Origin of the sequence: Flavobacterium sp. Root420, from assembly GCF_001427905.1 — a bacterium.
Taxonomy (GTDB): domain Bacteria; phylum Bacteroidota; class Bacteroidia; order Flavobacteriales; family Flavobacteriaceae; genus Flavobacterium.
This window is the reverse complement of sequence record NZ_LMEF01000010.1, coordinates 1-19,370: the sequence shown is the minus strand read 5'-3', so window position 1 is coordinate 19,370 and position 19,370 is coordinate 1. Positions and strand designations below refer to the sequence as shown.

17 protein-coding genes are annotated in these 19,370 nt (G+C 28.4%); 1 reads left to right on the top strand and 16 read right to left on the bottom strand.

All coding sequences use genetic code 11. The annotated features are described in order from the left end of the window. Position 1 precedes the first annotated feature (1 nt). The 16 genes from ASC72_RS24070 to ASC72_RS07130 form a co-directional block, all read right to left on the bottom strand. Positions 2-169 (bottom strand): hypothetical protein, encoded by a 168-nt coding sequence (locus ASC72_RS24070; RefSeq protein ID WP_157849270.1) that lies wholly within the window; start codon positions 167-169, stop codon positions 2-4. Then, positions 159-1,079 (bottom strand): hypothetical protein, encoded by a 921-nt coding sequence (locus ASC72_RS07200; protein WP_131725791.1) that lies wholly within the window; start codon positions 1,077-1,079, stop codon positions 159-161. Before ASC72_RS07200 ends, ASC72_RS24070 begins: the two co-directional genes overlap by 11 nt. 14 nt (positions 1,080-1,093) lie before the next feature. Beyond that, positions 1,094-2,848 carry a hypothetical protein gene (locus ASC72_RS07195; RefSeq protein WP_056189010.1) on the bottom strand — a complete coding sequence of 585 codons (1,755 nt, stop codon included), beginning with the start codon at positions 2,846-2,848 and terminating at the stop codon, positions 1,094-1,096. A 119-nt stretch (positions 2,849-2,967) separates the two neighbouring features. Next, positions 2,968-3,210: a hypothetical protein gene (locus ASC72_RS07190; protein WP_056189007.1), complete on the bottom strand. Its 243-nt coding sequence runs from the start codon at positions 3,208-3,210 to the stop codon at positions 2,968-2,970. Between the two features lie 329 nt (positions 3,211-3,539). Further along, complete coding sequence (gene glf, locus ASC72_RS07185; protein ID WP_056189005.1) at positions 3,540-4,640, bottom strand: UDP-galactopyranose mutase; 1,101 nt, start codon at positions 4,638-4,640, stop codon at positions 3,540-3,542. Between the two features lie 2 nt (positions 4,641-4,642). After that, positions 4,643-5,296, bottom strand: coding sequence for a DUF707 domain-containing protein (locus ASC72_RS07180; protein WP_056189002.1), 654 nt, complete (start codon positions 5,294-5,296; stop codon positions 4,643-4,645). Positions 5,297-5,361: 65 nt separating this feature from the next. Next, positions 5,362-6,225, bottom strand: a complete 864-nt coding sequence (locus ASC72_RS07175) for a hypothetical protein (protein ID WP_131725790.1) — start codon at positions 6,223-6,225, stop codon at positions 5,362-5,364. 120 nt (positions 6,226-6,345) lie between these two features. Then, positions 6,346-7,647, bottom strand: a complete 1,302-nt coding sequence (locus ASC72_RS07170) for an HlyD family secretion protein (RefSeq protein ID WP_082564261.1) — start codon at positions 7,645-7,647, stop codon at positions 6,346-6,348. After that, positions 7,640-9,850, bottom strand: coding sequence for a peptidase domain-containing ABC transporter (locus ASC72_RS07165; RefSeq protein WP_056188993.1), 2,211 nt, complete (start codon positions 9,848-9,850; stop codon positions 7,640-7,642). Before ASC72_RS07165 ends, ASC72_RS07170 begins: the two co-directional genes overlap by 8 nt. A 639-nt stretch (positions 9,851-10,489) precedes the next feature. After that, positions 10,490-12,154 (bottom strand): thioredoxin domain-containing protein, encoded by a 1,665-nt coding sequence (locus ASC72_RS07160; RefSeq protein ID WP_056188990.1) that lies wholly within the window; start codon positions 12,152-12,154, stop codon positions 10,490-10,492. Between the two features lie 1,121 nt (positions 12,155-13,275). Further along, entirely contained in the window at positions 13,276-14,091 is an 816-nt protein-coding gene (locus ASC72_RS07155) for an aspartyl protease family protein (RefSeq protein ID WP_056188987.1), read from the bottom strand. A gap of 145 nt (positions 14,092-14,236) precedes the next feature. After that, complete coding sequence (locus tag ASC72_RS07150; RefSeq protein WP_056188984.1) at positions 14,237-15,400, bottom strand: AraC family transcriptional regulator; 1,164 nt, start codon at positions 15,398-15,400, stop codon at positions 14,237-14,239. 310 nt (positions 15,401-15,710) lie between these two features. Beyond that, entirely contained in the window at positions 15,711-16,121 is a 411-nt protein-coding gene (locus ASC72_RS07145) for a VOC family protein (protein ID WP_056188983.1), read from the bottom strand. 66 nt (positions 16,122-16,187) lie between these two features. Beyond that, positions 16,188-16,760, bottom strand: coding sequence for a Crp/Fnr family transcriptional regulator (locus ASC72_RS07140; protein ID WP_056188980.1), 573 nt, complete (start codon positions 16,758-16,760; stop codon positions 16,188-16,190). Between the two features lie 223 nt (positions 16,761-16,983). Then, the gene (locus ASC72_RS07135) at positions 16,984-18,207 is read right to left on the bottom strand and encodes an aminotransferase class V-fold PLP-dependent enzyme (protein ID WP_056188975.1); all 1,224 of its coding nucleotides are present in this window, start codon (positions 18,205-18,207) and stop codon (positions 16,984-16,986) included. 11 nt (positions 18,208-18,218) lie between these two features. Then, a complete protein-coding gene (locus ASC72_RS07130) occupies positions 18,219-18,611 on the bottom strand; it encodes a RidA family protein (protein WP_056188972.1) in 393 nt (130 codons plus the stop codon). A 121-nt stretch (positions 18,612-18,732) separates the two neighbouring features. On the opposite strand from ASC72_RS07130, the gene ASC72_RS07125 reads away from it, so the two are divergent. After that, positions 18,733-19,194, top strand: a complete 462-nt coding sequence (locus ASC72_RS07125) for an Lrp/AsnC family transcriptional regulator (RefSeq protein WP_056188969.1) — start codon at positions 18,733-18,735, stop codon at positions 19,192-19,194. Positions 19,195-19,370 lie beyond the last annotated feature (176 nt).

Below are 19,370 nucleotides of genomic sequence, written 5' to 3'. Positions count from 1 at the left end.
ATTATATTATTTTAGAAATAGGTTTGACAAATGGCTTGGAAAAGTTTCGAGAATTTTGATAAGCCTGGATAGCAATAAAATTACTTTTTTTCATTTCCGTATCATTTGGCTCCTTACTGATTTTCATTTTGAGACCATTAAATACATTGATTGGATTTTTATTTTCCATTTTTTAAAATTTGAGATAATTTATTTTCGATATTATAATTGCATGGATTATTTATAAAGCTAATCTGCCCTGTCGGATTGATTTCAAGAAAATAATAATCTCCGTCACAATACATAAGATCTGCAGACCCATAATTTAAATTAAATTTTTTAAAAACTTTTTCAAGTTGTTCTTCAATAATTTCGGGTAATTTAAATGGGATTATTCTAGATTTATCTATTTCAGTAAAAATTGTTCTTATGTCAGTAGTATCCTTAAAAACGTGTATTGCGGCAGAATAAAAAGAACCATCCATGTAAATTACTCTTATCTCAAAATCAGCTATAATTCTTTCTTGAAAGAAAGAAATGGTAAAATCGTCAAGAGTTTTAGAAAGTATTTCAGGCGTGATCAAAAAAGTTAAATTAAAATTATATACAAAGGAATCGTCAGAATAGTAGAAACTGTCTAAAATTCTTTTAGATATAATTCCATTCTTTTTAGAATAAGTGTCATAGAAATTTTGTAATTTTTTTTTGTTTCCGGTAATTAAAGTATGCGGGATTTTTAAGCCTTGTCTTTTTGCTTCAAGCATTATATCAAGTCGATTGGTCTCGAAATCAACAATCCTTTTCCCTATTTTTGTTATGTTTTTTTGTAAGATAAAGGCATCATTTAGAATTTCATGGCATTTATTTTCGTAATCTCCGTTTCCTGAATTGATACATCCGCCATTAAACCAGACACTTTTAATATTTTCTAATTCTATATTTTCTAGATAGTCGTTTGTTATTATATAAGAATTATTTTCATCACTAAAATTCATTGATACAATATTGGTTTTATCGGACTCACCTATTCTTATAAAATTTGTATCTAAATAATCGATAACATCATTTACAAAATCATCGACATCTTTACTGTATATCATTATCATAATACTTTTTATTTTTCGAATGACTTCCAATCATCGGTGAGTTTCAGAATAAAAACAAAGTTTTTTTCATAATAATCATCCCATTCCTTTGGATTTTCGGCGTTATATTCTGAAACTATAAAATTGCCAAATTCCATTAAGAAGGTATAAGGATTATTGAATTTAAACATTACTTTCCGAACCATTAAATCATTTCTTCCACAAGCTTTTGAATTGTATAAATTGCCTTTATATATATGGAAGCATGAATTAGCAGGGCCTACATCAATATAACTTCTTTTTCTGTCAAATTCAAGAGTACTAATATTTTTAGCCAGAAGTTCATTTAGAACAGTTAAATTCTTTGGACTTTGTTGCAAAGCATGCTTGATCAAAACATAAAAGTCAGGATCAGTTTTCAAAATAGTGTCTCTTATAAAATAGCAACCGATCTTTTCTTCAGATGGGTATCCGTCTTTTTTTAATAAATCGATCAATTTACCCGTGACTCTTTCTGTAGTTTCATATAGTATTTTCGGATCTTTTCGACTTGTTAATCCATAATCCGCCTGATCTTCTTTGACTAAATCATTGATTTCTTCTTTGAGCTTGAGGTTCAGTTTGTTTTGTGATAATTTATAAATAGAATCATATTTTATACTAAAATTTTTCCATTGTGGATTTTTTCTTAGACCATTAAAAATTTTAGAATTGAAATAAGGTAGGGGAGCACCTTTATAAGCAAATTTTTCACCCCACCAAAAAGCAGTTTTGAAATCGCGTGATTGAACGGCGCATCGAATAGCATTATGAATATCGCGAGCAAATAATTGGGATGGATACTTTTGATATAGCAAATAATATTGCTCTTTTGCTTTTGCATACTGTTTTGCCAGAATATAGTTCTCGGCCATTTCGGTATAAGAGTAATAATTGATTTCTTGTTTTTGCGATTTTTCTTTTTCAATATCAGAAACTAGTCTATTCTTAATCATAAGAATTCTGCAGTTAGGCTCTTCTTGTTTTTTAGTTTGATTATTTTCTCTATTTTTATTTAGATAATAAACCATAGAACCCAGATCAAAGATTTCAGAGTAATGTGCTCTTGAGCCAATAACAAATAAAGTGTTTTTGTTAACTTTTCCACTTATTTTAAAGGGATGTGGACCCTTAGGGTTTGTGCTGAAGTAGGAATAATTTTTAATGTAAAAGGCAGGGAATTTATCCAATACGGTAAACTCATCTATTTCATGGTTATTTAATTTTGCTTCTACAAATTTCTTGTCTATAATGTTGTTATAGCAGGCATTACCAAAATAATATGAATTTAGAGTGTCTGTTTTTTTTCCAATAAATAATTCTATGTTATTTTGTATTTTCCCATTTTTTAATTGGTCATTTAAATGTCCCGTTACAAAACCTTCTATATTTATTATACTATCTTTTGGACTATAACTACATTTAGTTATCTTTATTTTTAAAAAACACATAGACGTGCTTTCCAAAAATTGAAAGCCTGTATAGTCCTTGTTTCTGAATGTTACTCCATAATTGACAATTCCTTTATAATTTCTATCATCCACAAAATAAGGTAATGTATCTTTAGTATTCGGCAGCCATATGTTTTTATGCCATCTCAATTGGTATACTTCCTCTGAGACTTTGTTTTTTTCAAAGTCGTTTTGGCTATACTTAATTTCCTTCAGATGACTTTGTCCTGATGATTCATTTATAAAAACAATACTTAGTAAAGTAATTAATAATGTTATAACTGTTTTTTTCAAAATAAAAAGATTTGTGACTTTAAGATGTATAATAACTAGAAAAATTTTTAATAAGAAGTCTGAATTGTTTAGACAATTCAGACTTTAGGTAAAACCTTTTAAGCGGTCTAACTATTATATTAACATTTGGTTACGTTGGTTCTGTTATGGTAAGTTTGATATGTTCCGTAATCACCACCATAACCATATGAACCATCTCTCATGGAATCATATCCGTAGTCAAAGGATAGACATTCTCCAGTAGCCCAGTCGCTAATATGTCCCGCACCAGTTGCAATACCTCCACCATTTAGCTGCATCAGTTGCTCCCTTTTTAAAACACTTTCTTTGAATTTTAGTAATTTTAATTTTTCTAGTTTCATAAATTTAAATTTAAAGGATTAATAAAGTAAATATATATATTATTATTTATCCTACATATTAAAACTAAATATATTGTTGGAGTAATTTATATTTTATTAGTATAAAAAATAAATTACTATTTATTTGCCTGTTAATTTTGTGGGATAATAATATTAAAAACAAAAAAATATAAAAACATATCTAATATTGTGATGATGATGGAGAAAACGATTGAATATTGTAATTATAGTATTTTATTTAATAATTGTGTGTCAGAGTTTTTTCTTTATGAAATATTTGCAGTTCCGAAAAGAGTGCAGTGCTATCTAATTAATGCAATTATAATAGATCAGCTTAAAGTTTTTATTTTTGCTAAAGCTGAGCCAATAACTTGATGCATATCATAATATTTATATTCAGCTAAACGTCCTCCAAAAATCACATTATTTTCTTTTTTTACTAACTCACTATAATTTTTAAGTTTTCGATTATTATAATCATCATTTACAGGATAGTATGCTTCTGATCCTGGTTTCCACTCTTGTGGAAATTCTTTAGTAATAATCGTTCCTTGCAAATTGCTGAATTCAAAATGTTTGTGTTCTATAATTCGTGTAAATGGAATACTTTTTTCAGTGAAATTCATAACTGAAACGCCTTGATAGTTAGGAATATTGATATATTCATGTTTAAAACTTAGGCTTCTATATTCTAAATAGCCATACTTATAATCATAAAATTCATCCAGTTTACCGGTGTACACTATACGTTTTGCTAAATTTGTAAGTTCACTTCTATTTTTAAAAAAATCAACGCCAGTTCTAACTTCAATATTTTTTAAAAGTCCACTAATTAATTTATTATATCCACCAATTGGAATTCCTTGATATTTATCATTAAAATAATTATTATCATAAGTAAATCTTACAGGTAATCTTTTAATTATAAATGTTGGTAGATCAATAGCTTTACGCCCCCATTGTTTCTCTGTATAACCATTTATTAATATTTCATATATATCTTGCCCAACCATTGAAATAGCTTGCTCTTCCAAATTTTTCGGTTTAATAAATCCTGCTATCTTTACCTGATTTTTAATTTTTTCTTCAACGTCACTTGGACTTTTAATATTCCATAGTTGATAAAATGTATTCATGTTAAATGGTAAATTATATAATGAATCTTTGTAATTTGCTATAGGGGAGTATATAAAATTATTAAACTGCACAAAAGAATTTACATAATCCCAAATTTTTTTATCATTCGTATGAAATATATGTGGGCCATATTTATGGACATTAATGCCTTGGATATTTTCACAGTAAATATTTCCACCTACATGCAACCTTTTATCAATTACTAAACATTTTTTGCCTCGGTTTGCCATTTCACGTGCAAATACGGCTCCATAAAGTCCTGATCCGATAATTAAAAAATCATATTTTTTCATATTTAAGTAGTAAAAATATCAAAGCTTAAGTTATATTTCTTCATATAGTCTAACATTTCTTGATGATGACTAGATCGTACTGGTCTTGTGTGTACAGAATAAACATCATCAATTATAGCCATTGTAAATTCAGTATAATTTAATATTATACCCCAGTGAAAATCTATCCCCCAACCGCTTGTTGATTCATTAAAAGTGTACAGAACTTTTCTTAGAGCATCCCTAGAGAAGCAAGGTTGCATAATTTCTACAAAGTTAGTATAGCGTAAAATTGAATTTTCTTGTTGAAATGTATGAGGATGTGAAAAATATGAATTAGCAATGGCTGGTTGAGCTGCGGATAATTCATATTTTTCCATATAATCAAATAACTTTTGTACATTATAGCAATCGATTGATATATCATCATCAGGCATGTAAAAAAAATCATACTGATCAATTAATTTTTCATTATCTTTTAAGTAATTATAAATTAATTTAAACTTATATCCTTTATTCTTAGTAACATAAGTGCTATCTGACTTAAACAATTCATACGAGTCATCATAAACGATTAAGTGTAAATCAAATGTATTTTCATGATTTATCCATTGATGATGTAAACTTGAAGTGCCAACAGCAGCTAATACACAATATTTGTTTACACTTTTATTCATCTTTTATCATTTTTTTATTTAGTAGTTGTGTCTATCCTCTTTAGAACTGGAGTTGAAATTCTCTTTTAATCTCCGAAGTATTTTACAGGGTGATATAAAAGGTTTTCAGTTATTTCTATAGGGCTTATGTTAGGTTTGAATCTCATAGAATTACCAAATAATTTTTCAATTTGATTAATCTCTATAATTTTGTAAAATCTGTTTATGCAATTTTTAGCTACATATTGTCCTGTGCCTCCAAAATCCTGTATATTAAAACCTCCCTGTTTTAATAGAGTTGGGATAAGTACTTCATGATGTCCTTTCCATCCATCTTTTAATTGGTTGTGAAGATATGCTAATGCTCTGTTTGAAAGACGATAAATTGGATTAAAAGAGGATAATTTATTTTGTGAAAGAATTATTTTATTTGAATGAGATAATGTATTCCACCAATACCAATTAGGCTTTTCGTAAAATTCATATATATGTGAACTTAGAAAATCGGTAGAGCTGAATTTTAAAAAAAAAGTTAAAAAATTACTCCAATTTCCATTATAATGCACATCGTCTTCAATTAGCCAATAAAAATCAAATTCAGGATTTTCTTGATAGAATTTTAATAAAGGAAAATGATTGTTGCCTGGAAGTAGTTCTTTTCCAATAGCGCTATATCCCATACTTTTGAGGATATCATTTGTAAAGGGAAATATTTTTTCTCTCTTTTTCTCAAATATAATTTCATTTGTATGTTCTTTATGAAATAAAACATAAGATTTATGTTTATTGCCAACTCTGTTGAGTAATTTGTATTTTTGATATATAATTTTATTACATTTATTTGTTAAGAGTAATATTGCTGAATTGAAATCATTCGATTCGCTAATTGTAGATATTTCGAAAGTATCATTAAAAAAATTCATCAAATTCATAATTTTATTTAGATCCAACTTTGTTTTTTTGTAAAGAGATGTGTTAATAATTTTTTACATTCTATACTATTTTATGCATAAATTATTAAAGGTAACTCTGCTTTTTATATACACTACTTTCATTATTTAATAATATAATTAATTGTAGATAGTAACTTTCCTGAATTTGTAAAACATCCGCTCAGCCACGCTTAGATTTTCAGTAATGATTTCTGCGCTTCCTAATAATTCTTGGTTAAATTTTAAAATTTTATTATATGAAGTTTTGGTGCCATTTGGCAAGGTAATAAAAACAGTATAATTTCCGTCAGTATCAGGAGACATCGAAAAGTTGGTTACTTTACCTATAAGCATTCCAAATTGCTGATACGGATAATTATCCAATTTAATAAACACTTTTTGTCCAATGCTAACTTTTCCTGCATTTTGAGAGGGAATTAAGAGTTTTCCAACTAAATTTGATGTGTCTATTGGTAGAATTGAAAAAACAACATTTCCAACATTCACAAATTGGTTTGTACCCCAAAAATCTTGAAAGCTAATAACTCCATTTATTGAAGAAGTTAAAGTGTAGTTATATTCCCAATTTCTAATAGCATCTTTAAGCAAATCATATGATTGGTTTAAATTTTTTAGAAATTTCGTTGTATCTTCTTTTTCATTAATTTTGGTATTTACTAAAGTATGACTGGCAGATGAAATACGCTCCGTAATTTGAGAAATTGTAATTGCCATCGAACTTATGCTTTTTTGAATTTGTAAGAATTCTAATTCTTTTAGTTCATAATCTCTTTGCGATATAACACCTTTCTCAAATAAATGCTTATCCCTTTCAAAATCTCTTTTTTTTAATTTAAATTCTTGCTCTTGGATACTTTTTTGTGTAATTTGATTGCTTAACTGATTTTTTAGTTCTTGTAGAGATATTTTATTATCCCCTATTTGATTTGTGTATGGGTCTAAATCTTTCAATAAAAAATAATCCATGTAGCTTTTTTCGAAATTCACATAGGCAGTATTAATATCTCCTAAAGAGAGATGAGAGGTTTTGTTAAATGGAAATTGAAAATTTTTAACATTAAAAGGAAGTGTGTCTACAATTTTTTTTAATAAATAAATATCTTTGGAATTCCCAGCGCTTTTTAAGATGGCAAGTTTTTGTCCTTTTTGCACTGTGTCTCTATTCTTAATGAAAATTTCATCTAATTGTCCTGAGTATCGGGCTATAATTTTCTCAGTCGGTTGTTTTGTTGTTACTAATATTTTAGCTTCAACAAAATTTGGATATTTTATAAGAAAAGACAGGCAAAGTATGATACAAACAAATATAAAAACAAGAGTAATACCCCATCTAACAATCCATTTAGGAGGATCTGATAAAATTTCTTGTACTTCTTCAGACCTTAGGTTTAAATTTTCTTGATTTAATTTTTTAGACATGTTTATCGCTACTTAATTTTTCCAATTCCAACTGATTACTAACCAAACTATAATACTTACCTTGTTTTTGTAATAACTCATTATGCTTACCTGATTCTTTTATCTTTCCATTGTCAATAACGATTATTTGATCTGCATTTTTAACAGTACTTAAGCGATGTGCAATAATAAGGACAGTTCTGTTTTTAAAAAAACTATTTAAATTTTCCATAATAATTCTTTCATTTTTCGCATCCAGAGCTGATGTTGCTTCATCAAAAAATAATATATTAGGGTTTTTATAAACAGCTCTTGCAATAAATAAACGTTGCTTTTGCCCTATACTTATGCCAACTCCTTCATTACCAATTTTAGTATTAAAACCTAATGGTAAAGATTGAATAAAATCATAAATATTAGCCACCTTCGTTGCTTGTATTAAACGTTCTTCATCTATAGTATCTTCTCCTATAGCAATGTTATAAGCTATTGTGTCATTAAATATATAGCCTTCTTGCATCACTACGCCACAATTGGCTCGCCATGTTTTATGGGATATGTTATTTAAATTATGTTCGCCATATAAAACACTGCCTTTTTCAGTATTATAGAATTTTAATAAAATCTTCATTAAAGTGGATTTTCCGCTACCGCTTGCGCCTACAATCGCGGTTATTTTACCAGAAGGAATCTTCATACTTAGCCCTTTAATTGTGTTTTTACTGCTTCCTAAATATCTAAATGCAATATCTTTAATCACTATATCTTGATCTGGTTTGATATTAGAAATTAAATGTTTCTTGTTTCCTTCTTCATCTTCTCTATCGTGAATTTCTCCCAATCGTTCTAAGCTTATCTTAGCATCTTGCAGAGATTGAATAAAACCAACGAATTGTTCAATTGGACTATTTAATTGTCCAATAATATATTGAACAGAAAGCATCATTCCTAAAGTAATAGTACCTTTAATAACCAAAATTGCAGTGGTAAATGTGATTAAAATATTTTTTGTTTGATTAATAAACGACGCCCCAACTCCTTGAGTCTGCTGCAGTGATAAACTCTGCATGGATATTTTGAATAATCTTGCTTGTACAAACTCCCATTTCCAACGTTTTTGTTTTTCAGCATTATGTAATTTTATTTCCTGCATTCCATTTATGAGCTCAATTACAGTACTTTGTTCCTGACTCATTTGTGTGAAACGTTTATAATCCAATTGTTTACGTCGGTTTAAGAAGAATACAATCCAAACAAGATAGATTATACTTCCGATTGCAAATATGAAAAAAATGGTTAAACTATAGTAAATGAGTACTGCACCGAAAACAAATAGATTGACCATAGAAAATAGGGTATTTAGTGCTGATCCGGTAAGTAAATTTTCAATTCGATTATGATCATTAATTCGTTGCATAATATCTCCTGTCATCCTAGTATCAAAATAGGATATAGGTAAATTCATTAATTTTATGAAGAAATCAGAAACTAGTGATATATTAATTCGAGTACTTAAGTGCAATAGTATCCAACTCCTAAAAATTCCCACACTAGTCTGTCCCAGAAATAACATAATCTGAGCAATTAATACCATATAAATAAAATTGATATCTTGATTCTGTATGCCACTATCAACAATACTTTGAGTTAAAAAAGGGAAAATTAACTGAAGCAGACTGCCAACAACCAATCCAATTACCAGCTGGATAAGTAAGTTTTTATATTTAAAAAGATATTGAAATAGGAAACGAAACGATTTTTTATCTTGTTCTTCCCAATTATTTTCCTTAAAACGAGGTGTGATTTCTAATAATAGAGCAACACCTTCTTTCGTATATTCCGTAGAATTATTACCTATCCAACAAGTGATAAAATCGCTTTTGTTATAGGAAAGAAGTCCAAATGAAGGATCAGAAACATATACGATATCTTTCTTTATTTTATAAACTACTACAAAATGAACTTTATTCCAATGTGCTATAAAAGGAAAGGTAGCATCTTTAAGAGATTCAAAATCTAATTTCACGCCCAAGGATTTAAAACCAATTGATTCAGCAGCATCACTTAATTTTAATAGGTTGCTTCCTCCTCTAGTAGTTTCTGCTAAATCTCGAATATCTTGAAGAGAAATTAATTTACCATAATGCTTGGCTATAATGCGCAAACAAGTTGGCCCACAATCCTTAGAATCAGGTTGTTTGTAAAAAGGAAAATTTTTTTTCAAAATAAATGATTAGTGTGTTTAGAATGAATTATTATTACTAATATTTAAGAAGTTCGAATTGTTTAGTTTAGTAGAATTCAGATTTCGGGACCTTTTAAAATGTACAATGTGTTAATGTTCACTTACGTTGCTTCTGTTATGGTAATATGTTTTTTCCTCCATTTAAGTCATCTCATATAGCATCATATTTCAAGTTACGGATAGATATTACCATTAGCCAATAAAAATATCTTATGAACTAGTTTAATACCATGGCATTTAGCTTAAAGAATTGGTTTATTTTTAAAGTGCTTTTTTTAAATTTTAATTTTATTGATTTCATGAATTTACATCTACTTATAATTTTTAAAAAATACATGATATTTATCTTATATTTAAAAAAGTGAAATTATGTTAAAACAATTTGTTTTTGATTAATAAAAAGTTAAAACGTATATTTTTTAGAAGGTTTTTATCTATTAATTTTATTAAAAAAAGAACTATAATCTCTGATTATGGATTAATTCTTAAATAATGACTTTGTAATATTTTAGTACATTTTGATCCTAAATGTTTACGTTTGTTTGAAAGTTATAAATCATCATAGCTTTTTGAAGTTAAGTAGTTAGATTTTAATTTGATAATACTTAATGGAGTTAATTAAAAATCTTCGTCTTCTGATAAATCATTTATAAAATGAATTAAATTATTTTTATCATAATACTTAGGCAAAAAATACCCATTAATAATTATTGCTGGAGTGAAATTAATAAAATTTTGTCTATTCCAATGGAACTGTTTCCGCAAAATTAAAGTAGACTTTTCTTCTTTTGATATCACTTTTTTTATGATATTGGGTTTTATTTCTTTTAAAAATATATGTGATTTATTGTTAAACTCATCGCTTTCTTTGACCTCTTCAGAAATAATTTTGTATATGATGGATTCATCTTTATATTTATACCACTTGTAAAGTGCCTTTATAAATAATATTTGTCCATGATCATAATAAATTGAAACTAATTGTTGGTGAATTCTTTTTGATTTTTCATCACTACCTATTTCATCAAAATTAAAATGAACATCGATGCAGACTTTGTTAGGATATTTGCTAACTATTTCTTTAATAACTGCAAGAGCTTCAGCACAAAAACTACAAAAAGGACTTGTTATGAATTTTATTTTTAATGAAGCATCAGGATTTCCTAGAATAATAGTTTCTTGTAATGGTATTTGACTACTTTTGACTTGTGTAGAAGCTAATAAATTATTTTTAAACATTTCATAATTACGTATAAAGCGATTTGTAGTAATATTAAGTTCTTTGATTTCTTTTTGATTTTTTAATGTTTTTTTGAGTAAAAACCAACTGAATATTGAAACTGAGATTATAAAGCCATATTGAATTAACAATCTTGTTTGAAATTTATAAAAGGATTGTGTTAAAATTGTTAAATATAATGATTCAAAGAGGATTAGCGCGATAATGCTTAAACATAAAGGGCACCATTTTTTCACTATAACTTTTTGATAATAAATTGAGATCAATAGAACAGGAAAAGTACAAATTAGTATTGTTTTTTGAATATTAAAGTAAGTTGAAATATCATTAGTTAATAGAAATATATATAAGCTGAAAAATTGTGTAATGAAGAATATTAAGCTTAAATCACTAAAATTTACTACCTCAAAAACCTTCCATTTATTTGAATTGACGACTGTTGAGCAGTTTGTAATATTGTTTACTGTGCACAACCGATTCAGTAATTCACTTTCTATTCCAAACAAATCTTTTAATATTATAATGGAAAGTAAAGTTCCAAGAATTGGAAATGCAAAAAAGAAATATGTTATGATGTTAATATTAAATTGCATCAATGATAGAAGAAAAAAAATTATGCATATAGAGCATAAAGTCCAGAATCTTTTACTAGTATTAGCATATTTTATAATGTTTTTTTCAGATTTTTCGACAAGTAATACAATTTTTTTCCATTTTAGTATCAACTCTGGCTTTGATAATATAATTTCATTTTTCTCTCTTAAGCAAAAGTAAACATCGCCTTTTTTCTTAACGAAGTAAAAATGAGGTTGATTATTCTCTATTTCAAGTAGTATTACAAAAGTGTCGGGCAACAATTCCTTTTCATCTACTTCTATAGATAACACTATGTTAACAATGTTAAAAAAACTTAATGTATCAGTTACAGAGACAAGGCTAGGGTAATGTGGATGAGATTGTATTTGAAATTGAAATTCACTTTTACTAACATTGATTTGTTCTGCTTCTAAATATCGAAATAGATAAGTAAAATTTTCAGACATAATTAATTTTTTTTAATAAAGTGATATGAATAGATTCTTTTTAGGTTTATTGCAAAGATTCTTATTAAAGAAGTTAACAAGTTAATATTTACCAATTATACAAAAAAAATATGATATCTAAGAAAATATTTTTTTTATTTGATGTCTTTTTTGCTAGAGAGCTAACATGAATTCTGTTTAAAAGAAAATTAAAAAAAAATGAAAAAAGACATATTAAAATTGAACTGCCTCATAGCAGGATAATGTCTCTAACTTTTCACAAGATGAAAAATACCAAAAAAAATACAGCACCGAGTTTAAAATGTGAGCCACCATGAATGAAATAAATAAAATATAATAAAGCCAGAATGCGACATTCATTTTTTTCGATATTGTCAATCATTTACATTTTTTAGATGTATTTAAAAACTATTAAAAAGATAAAATTGAAAAATTAATAAATTAAGATCAGTAATCTTGCTAAAGTCATTTTTTAAAATCTTACTCATGTCAAAAAAAACTTTAAAGTTTAATAATGATAAAGAATAGTTTTGCAGAAAACAATCTGTCGCTATATACATTCGGCTGGGTTGAAAAAAGTTAAGCGACGTATTTGGGGATGATTGATGTAATATAATAATTTATCAGGTATTCCCACGCTCTTAGAAGTGCGAACGCTGTTGTTAATATCTCTGACTTCACACCCGTAATGAGGTTCGACAAAGAATAAAAACAAGAAAATCGATAGCTCATATATATGAAAAAAGTAAATTTTGCAAAGTTTCATTGTTATCTATTTGTGAACTTTGCGAGAATTTTGATATTCTTTTGCGTAAAACAAAAATGATCCAGATTTCTATGAAGTTTTTACTTTCAGCAGGAATAGAACTACAATCATAAAATACTACTTATCTTTATTTTGAAGAAAGTTTCTTCAAATCTTGTAAAAAATGGTTCGTAAACAGGTTCGTAAGGACCACCACGAAACTCCTTAAGAAATTAAGGAGTTTTTTTTATGCTTTATATATTTTGTGAATCACTGTTGAGATGACAGGTTGCAAAGGATCAACGAATCAGGTGCAATACTTGCGGATTATAAAATAGTACTGATTCGAAGAACTTCAGGTTTGAAACAATCGTTTTTAATTAATCCAAACTTTTTTATTTTTAAAATCAATAGTAAAAACATAGTTACTAATTGCTTCGAAATTGAGAACTCCATCATATATTATATCTCTGACAAAAGGTTTTATTCTAAGGTTTTTTTCACCAATAATAAATTCTGATTCCTGATTATTTTCATTATTATCATTTAGCACTTTCCAAATCTTAGCACTTTCCTGTGAAAGAAGTAACGGGCCACTATTTCCTGAATCAAAAAGAAACCAATAAAGATTATTATTCTTTGGTATTCCAATAAAGATATTTAGTTCCGATCCTTCCAAACCGTTTGCAAATCTCGTTTTTAAGGGCAATTTTTCCTTTACATTCTTTTTAGCAGAATTTTCATTTTCGACTATTACAATATTCTTAGAGAGATCAATAGTCAGAACATTATTCTCAAAGGATTTAAGAGATATAATGCCATCAATTCTCGGAAAATCTTTAGGCAGAATACTCATTAAATCCCAAACACTTACCGTTTTATGAAATAGGTTTGTTTGACCTATTGTAAGTGCAATGTCATTTGCTTTTTTTGCTTTAATTATTTCTCCGCTCATCCTAAACCCTGTTATACTGCCATATATTTCTTTATTTAAAGATTTTGCAATCTCAGGAGAAATAAACGTATCAGCACCACCGGTATCAAAGAGAAAATTATATTTTTTCCCTTCAATGAAAACATCTACTGTTTTCATGTTTTCAACATACGCTTTAAGTTGGATGGTGTCTTGCGCAAAACTGGAAATAGCAATGCACGCGAACAGCAGACAAAATACTGTTTTTTTTGTTTTCATAATTCTTTTTGCTTACTCTAAATTTGGTTTTCAGCATATCCCGTTTAGACAAAATTATCTTTATTAATTGGGAGCAAATTTGATTTATTATCTGTTACAAAACGACCGATTTCATGAAGTCGAACCAAATAATTAATAATTTTAACTAATCAATTTTAGAATAAGTTTTCCTATATTCACTAGGCGTCAAAGAAGTATGTTTTTTAAAAGCAGTATTAAATGATGATTTTGAATTAAAACCTACTTTGTATAAAATTTCTAAAGCCGTTAAATCGCTTTTAGAATGATTTTGCAATAACTCAGTTGCATTTTCAATACGATATTGATTTACAAAATCAAAAAAACGCATATTCATATTTGAATTAATCAAAATCGATAATTCACGAGCGGGCATATTTATTTCCGAAGCCAGATTTTGTAAGGTAAGTGATGCCTCTAAATAAGGTTTCTTTTCAATCATATATTTCTTTAGCATTTCAATTTGAAAATTGATACTACTATCGTTATTCTTTTCTCCATCTACTAAGGTTTCCGGAATACGCTTTTGCGTACTTTTTTTTACTAATTCTAATTTAGAACTTATTCCTTTAAAAAATTCCGAGTATTTAAGCGATTGTAAAACAAACCAACTTATGGCTATTAATGAAATGATTTCTAAAACACCATTAATAAATATCAAAAATTGATGATAATCAGTATATCTTAAAATATTTTTGAAAGTAGCAAAATAATGAACGATTGCAAAAACAATTGTTATTTGAAATAGCCATTTATAAACGGAATTACCTGAAGAGGAATTGTTTTCGAGATAGATTTTTTTATACCTTTTTAATATAGAAATAATCATGATAATGTATAGCACATACTGTATTTCAATCATAATTTGAAAAATTATCATTTCAACTGTTTCGGAGTGATGTGTAAAAAAAAATCTTTGCTCAAAATCATTTGAAGAATAGATTCTGAAAACTAAAATCAAATTAATAATGACAAATGGAATGCAGTGCAGTAAATGTTTTCTTTTCAATTGAAAATCTTCATAACAAAGCGACAATACATATACATAAAAGAGAGGAATATTTAATAAAATAAGAGTCCATCTAAAGATTTCTATTCTTGGCTGAATGGTAATAAAAACATTGGAAATAAAAGCTCCGCCAGTATCAATAGCAGTAAGAAAGAGATAGCCTGCAAAAAGTCTATTTGAAAGTTTTTTATTGGATTCGACTGTCAATAAAAATACAATAAGAAGAAATAAAATAAATACAGAAATTATTGCGATGGTTTTTAAAAAATTGAAACTATCCATTTAAGCAATTTTATTTTTTTACTCTTTTAATTTTCATGTTATGACTAAGTAGTCATTTCTGACAGGCTAAGATATGAAATATCTTAATGAATTTTATTCAAAACCACTTGTAAATCCTGCAAAAAATGGTTCATAAACAGGTTCGTACGGATCACAAAAAAACTCCTTAAGAAATTAAGGAGTTTTTGTTGCTTATAATTTGGTTCTTGCTGTTCCCGGAACAGATTCCAAATCTGTGCGATCAGTTTTCAAAATAGCTTTTCGGAAATAACTCTTCAAGAACTATATTATTTGAAAGTTTCGTTCTAATTTATTGTTCAGCATGAAGCCCGACTTTGTTTCCTTCTGTGTCCATAATAATCGCAATAAAACCTGGAGGAATTTGCATTTTAGGTGCAATTATCTTTCCTCCTTCCTGCACTACTTTATCCAGAACAGTCTGTATACTTGGACTTGCATTGATATAAATTATTGTGCCTTGTGAGGAAGGACTATTCCTTTCGGATTTCGACAATACACCCGTTACCCTTCCGGAGGTTGCCTGAATTACGTTTGGATTATACGGAAAAAAGACACTTTCATTATCTCCATCTGCGCTTTTTATCATTTCGATATCCAAAATAGTTTCGTAGAATTTTTTTGCCCTGTCAATATCTGAAACAGGAATTTCAAACCAAGTAATGATGTTGGTTTCTTCGTCAATTTTTTTCAACTTTTTCATAGCTTTTTTATTTTGTACAAAGATCAAAAATATGGCTGTGCCTCTCCTGTGACAATCGTCACATAATTAAATCTGCGTTCTTCTTTTTCTGATTCGGCTTAATGTTTCTCTTGCTACCCCAAGAAAAGAAGCCAATTGAGAAAGAGGAATACGTTGTAAAACTTCGGGATAATTGTTTTCTAAATATTCTAACCGTTCCTTAGACGAATAAAGTTTAAACAGATTTGAAAATTCTTCCTGTTTAGTAGCAAATAAACGGATACAGTTTCGTCCTAAAATTTCTACTTCATTAGCTTGTTGGGCTATTTCAAACAATTTCTCTTTGTCAAAAATTACGGTTGTTAATTGTTCGCAGGCAACTATATTGTATTCAGATTTCTGTCCGCTACCAAAGCTCTTGATGTTGGTTGCAATCTCATTTTCAAAGAAAAATCCAGTATTTTTTACAACGCCCTCAGTTTCATAATAACTTTTGCAATAACCTTTTTCAATATAAAAGAGTGAATTACAAACTTGTCCTTCTTTTAGAAGCAATTCATTTTTCCTGAACTCGAATTTTATTAAAGCTGGCTGCAGTAATTCCCAACTTTTATCAGAAAAATTTGTGAGCGACTGAATATATTTTAAAAGATTATCCATTGTTCTGCGGTTTCTGTTAAAGACTATTCTTTAGCTAATATAAAAAAACTTTACAAGTAATTTGAACTTCAGTTGACAAGGTCAGAAGATTTTTTTTGAAAGTTTCTTTCAGGTCGTCGTACAAAAAACTCCATTATTTCTAATGGAGTTTTTGCGATCTTATATTTTCTGAATGTCAATAAAACACAAGATCATAATCATAGATTAATTAATTTCATTTTTTTTAAATAATTTCCTTCACGGCTTCTATAAATAAATCTATTTCTTCGAAAGTATTATAATAATGTGGAGAAGCTCTTATTGCCCATTTCACTCCTTTTTCGTCAAAATCAATGACTGCAAAATTTCTAAAACTTGGAACAACATTTATTTTTCTTTTTAATAATTCAGCAACAATGTATTGTGGTTGAGAGCCTTCAACTGTAAAGGTTACCAATCCTCCAACTTCTGGACCGTTGTCTAAAACTAAGATTCTGTCAATTTGTGACAACCTGGTTCTCATATATTTTGACAATAGTTGTATTTGCTGCCAAATTTTATCTTCACCTATATTGATGCAATATTCAATTGCAGCTTTACTCCCCAGAACAAGTGCATAAGCAAACTCCCAGTCTTCAAACCGTTTTGCGTCGGGCTGTTGTTTGTATTCATCCTTTTCAATCCATTCCGCACCTCTCATATCGATAAATAAGGGTTCAAGACCAAATTTCAAAGCTTTATCTGAAATATAAAGAAACCCAGTACCTCGCGGACCTCTTAAAAACTTTCTGATTGTTATGCTGAGAAAATCACATTTTAATTCTTCAACATCTAATTTCATTTGGCCAGCTGACTGACAAGCATCAATAATATACCATGTTTTATTATTCTGTATTTTTTCATATCGACTATAAATCTCACCGATACTTTTAACAGGTTGAACCAAACCAGAATTCGTAGGAATATGAGTTATAGCCAATAACCGTGGCTGCAGTGTAAATAATTTTTCTTCTAAATCCTGCAAATCTACACCGCCAATTGCTGCATTTTTTATTCTTACTATTCTTATCCCAAATCGTTTTTGAAGAGAAAGAAACTGAATTTGATTCGAAATAAAATCATCATTATCTGTCAATATTATATCGCCTTTGCAAAATAGAATAGAAGATAATGCCCGGGTATACGAATCTGTAGCACTAGCTGTAAAAGCAATGTTTGATGCATCGCAATTAATCAATTTACCAGCTTGAACATAAAACTGCTGAATTTCATTTGCCTTTAAGGCAGCTGCTTCGTAGCCTCCAATTTCCGATTCTAATTTTATATACTCCAAAATAGATTGCGTTACTACATTGGGCATAAGGCTTGCACCTGCATTGTTTAGATGGTTTACATGGTTACAGCCTATTGTTTCGTTCCTGAATCTTTCAATTTTTTCTTTTGAAAAAGGACTTTCTGTTTTTTGCATTTGTATGATTTTTAATGTTTAATATTATTTTTAAATTCAGCAATACATTCTATTTCTACCAAAGCATTGTAAGGCAGTCCTTTTACAGCAATAGTAGTTCTTGCAGGACGATGTTCGCCAAAACACATTGTATAAATCTCATTCATTTTAGAAAAATTTTCCATGTCGGTTAAAAACACATTCGTTTTTACAACATTTTTAAGTGTCAAACCTGCTTCTTGCAATATCGCTTCAAGGTTTTTTATCGCCCTTTTTGTTTGGCCTTCTATATTGGCAATCTCAATTTTCATACTTTCGGGCTCAATGGGTGTCTGCCCTGAGCAGTATAACAAATTACCTGTTTGTACAGCTTGTGAATAAGGTCCAATTGCTTTTGGAGCATTATTCGAAAAATATACTTTCATCTCTTTATTTATTTTGATTATTATTATTACACAAAACTACTGCCGATAATCTGCTTTATTTGTGCAAATAAATTTGATAAGTGATTGATTTAATTAATTTTGCAGGTAAATCAGGTAAAAAATGCAAGCATTAGACGAGTACGATAAAAAGTTATTGCAATTGATGCAAGTCAATAATAAAATGACAGCACAAGAACTTGGCGATTTAATAAATTTAAGTGCTTCGGCTGTACAAAGACGACTGTCAAGGTTAAGAGAAAACAGAATAATAGAAGCTGACGTCTCGATTATATCACCAAGTGTTTTAGGATTAACTATTACTTGTATTGTAGATATTATTCTGGAAGATGGAAACTCAAAAGCGTTAGAAAATTTTAAGGCATCCATGCGAAAATGCACCGAAGTCATGCAATGTTATTTTGTAACTGGCACTTACGATTTTGTAATTATTGTAAATGCAAACGATATGCAGCATTACGAATCATTTGCAAAAAAATGGCTTATGGATAACCAGAATGTGAAACACTTTTACACACATGTAATTATGGACAAGGTAAAAGTTGGTTACAACCTTACAATTTAGAGTTATAACTAATTTGAAGCTTCTTTAAATAATAGAATAAAAAATGATTTAAGAAAACAAAAAAACCCCATTATTTCTGAGGGCACTGAAAAAGTCTTTTCACGAATAAACTGTTAATTAAAAGGAGTAGAAAACAAAAGGTTTTCTACTCCTTTTTTATTATCTTTTCCGTGTAA

What these genes read in the sequence shown, in the direction of transcription:
- ASC72_RS24070 (WP_157849270.1), bottom strand. Translation starts at nt 169, where the DNA reads ATGGAAAATAAAAATCCAATCAATGTATTTAATGGTCTCAAAATGAAA.
- ASC72_RS07200 (WP_131725791.1), bottom strand. Translation starts at nt 1,079, where the DNA reads ATGATATACAGTAAAGATGTCGATGATTTTGTAAATGATGTTATCGAT.
- ASC72_RS07190 (WP_056189007.1), bottom strand. Translation starts at nt 3,210, where the DNA reads ATGAAACTAGAAAAATTAAAATTACTAAAATTCAAAGAAAGTGTTTTA.
- glf (WP_056189005.1), bottom strand. Translation starts at nt 4,640, where the DNA reads ATGAAAAAATATGATTTTTTAATTATCGGATCAGGACTTTATGGAGCC.
- ASC72_RS07180 (WP_056189002.1), bottom strand. Translation starts at nt 5,296, where the DNA reads ATGAATAAAAGTGTAAACAAATATTGTGTATTAGCTGCTGTTGGCACT.
- ASC72_RS07170 (WP_082564261.1), bottom strand. Translation starts at nt 7,647, where the DNA reads ATGTCTAAAAAATTAAATCAAGAAAATTTAAACCTAAGGTCTGAAGAA.
- ASC72_RS07160 (WP_056188990.1), bottom strand. Translation starts at nt 12,154, where the DNA reads ATGTCTGAAAATTTTACTTATCTATTTCGATATTTAGAAGCAGAACAA.
- ASC72_RS07155 (WP_056188987.1), bottom strand. Translation starts at nt 14,091, where the DNA reads ATGAAAACAAAAAAAACAGTATTTTGTCTGCTGTTCGCGTGCATTGCT.
- ASC72_RS07150 (WP_056188984.1), bottom strand. Translation starts at nt 15,400, where the DNA reads ATGGATAGTTTCAATTTTTTAAAAACCATCGCAATAATTTCTGTATTT.
- ASC72_RS07145 (WP_056188983.1), bottom strand. Translation starts at nt 16,121, where the DNA reads ATGAAAAAGTTGAAAAAAATTGACGAAGAAACCAACATCATTACTTGG.
- ASC72_RS07140 (WP_056188980.1), bottom strand. Translation starts at nt 16,760, where the DNA reads ATGGATAATCTTTTAAAATATATTCAGTCGCTCACAAATTTTTCTGAT.
- ASC72_RS07135 (WP_056188975.1), bottom strand. Translation starts at nt 18,207, where the DNA reads ATGCAAAAAACAGAAAGTCCTTTTTCAAAAGAAAAAATTGAAAGATTC.
- ASC72_RS07130 (WP_056188972.1), bottom strand. Translation starts at nt 18,611, where the DNA reads ATGAAAGTATATTTTTCGAATAATGCTCCAAAAGCAATTGGACCTTAT.
- ASC72_RS07125 (WP_056188969.1), top strand. Translation starts at nt 18,733, where the DNA reads ATGCAAGCATTAGACGAGTACGATAAAAAGTTATTGCAATTGATGCAA.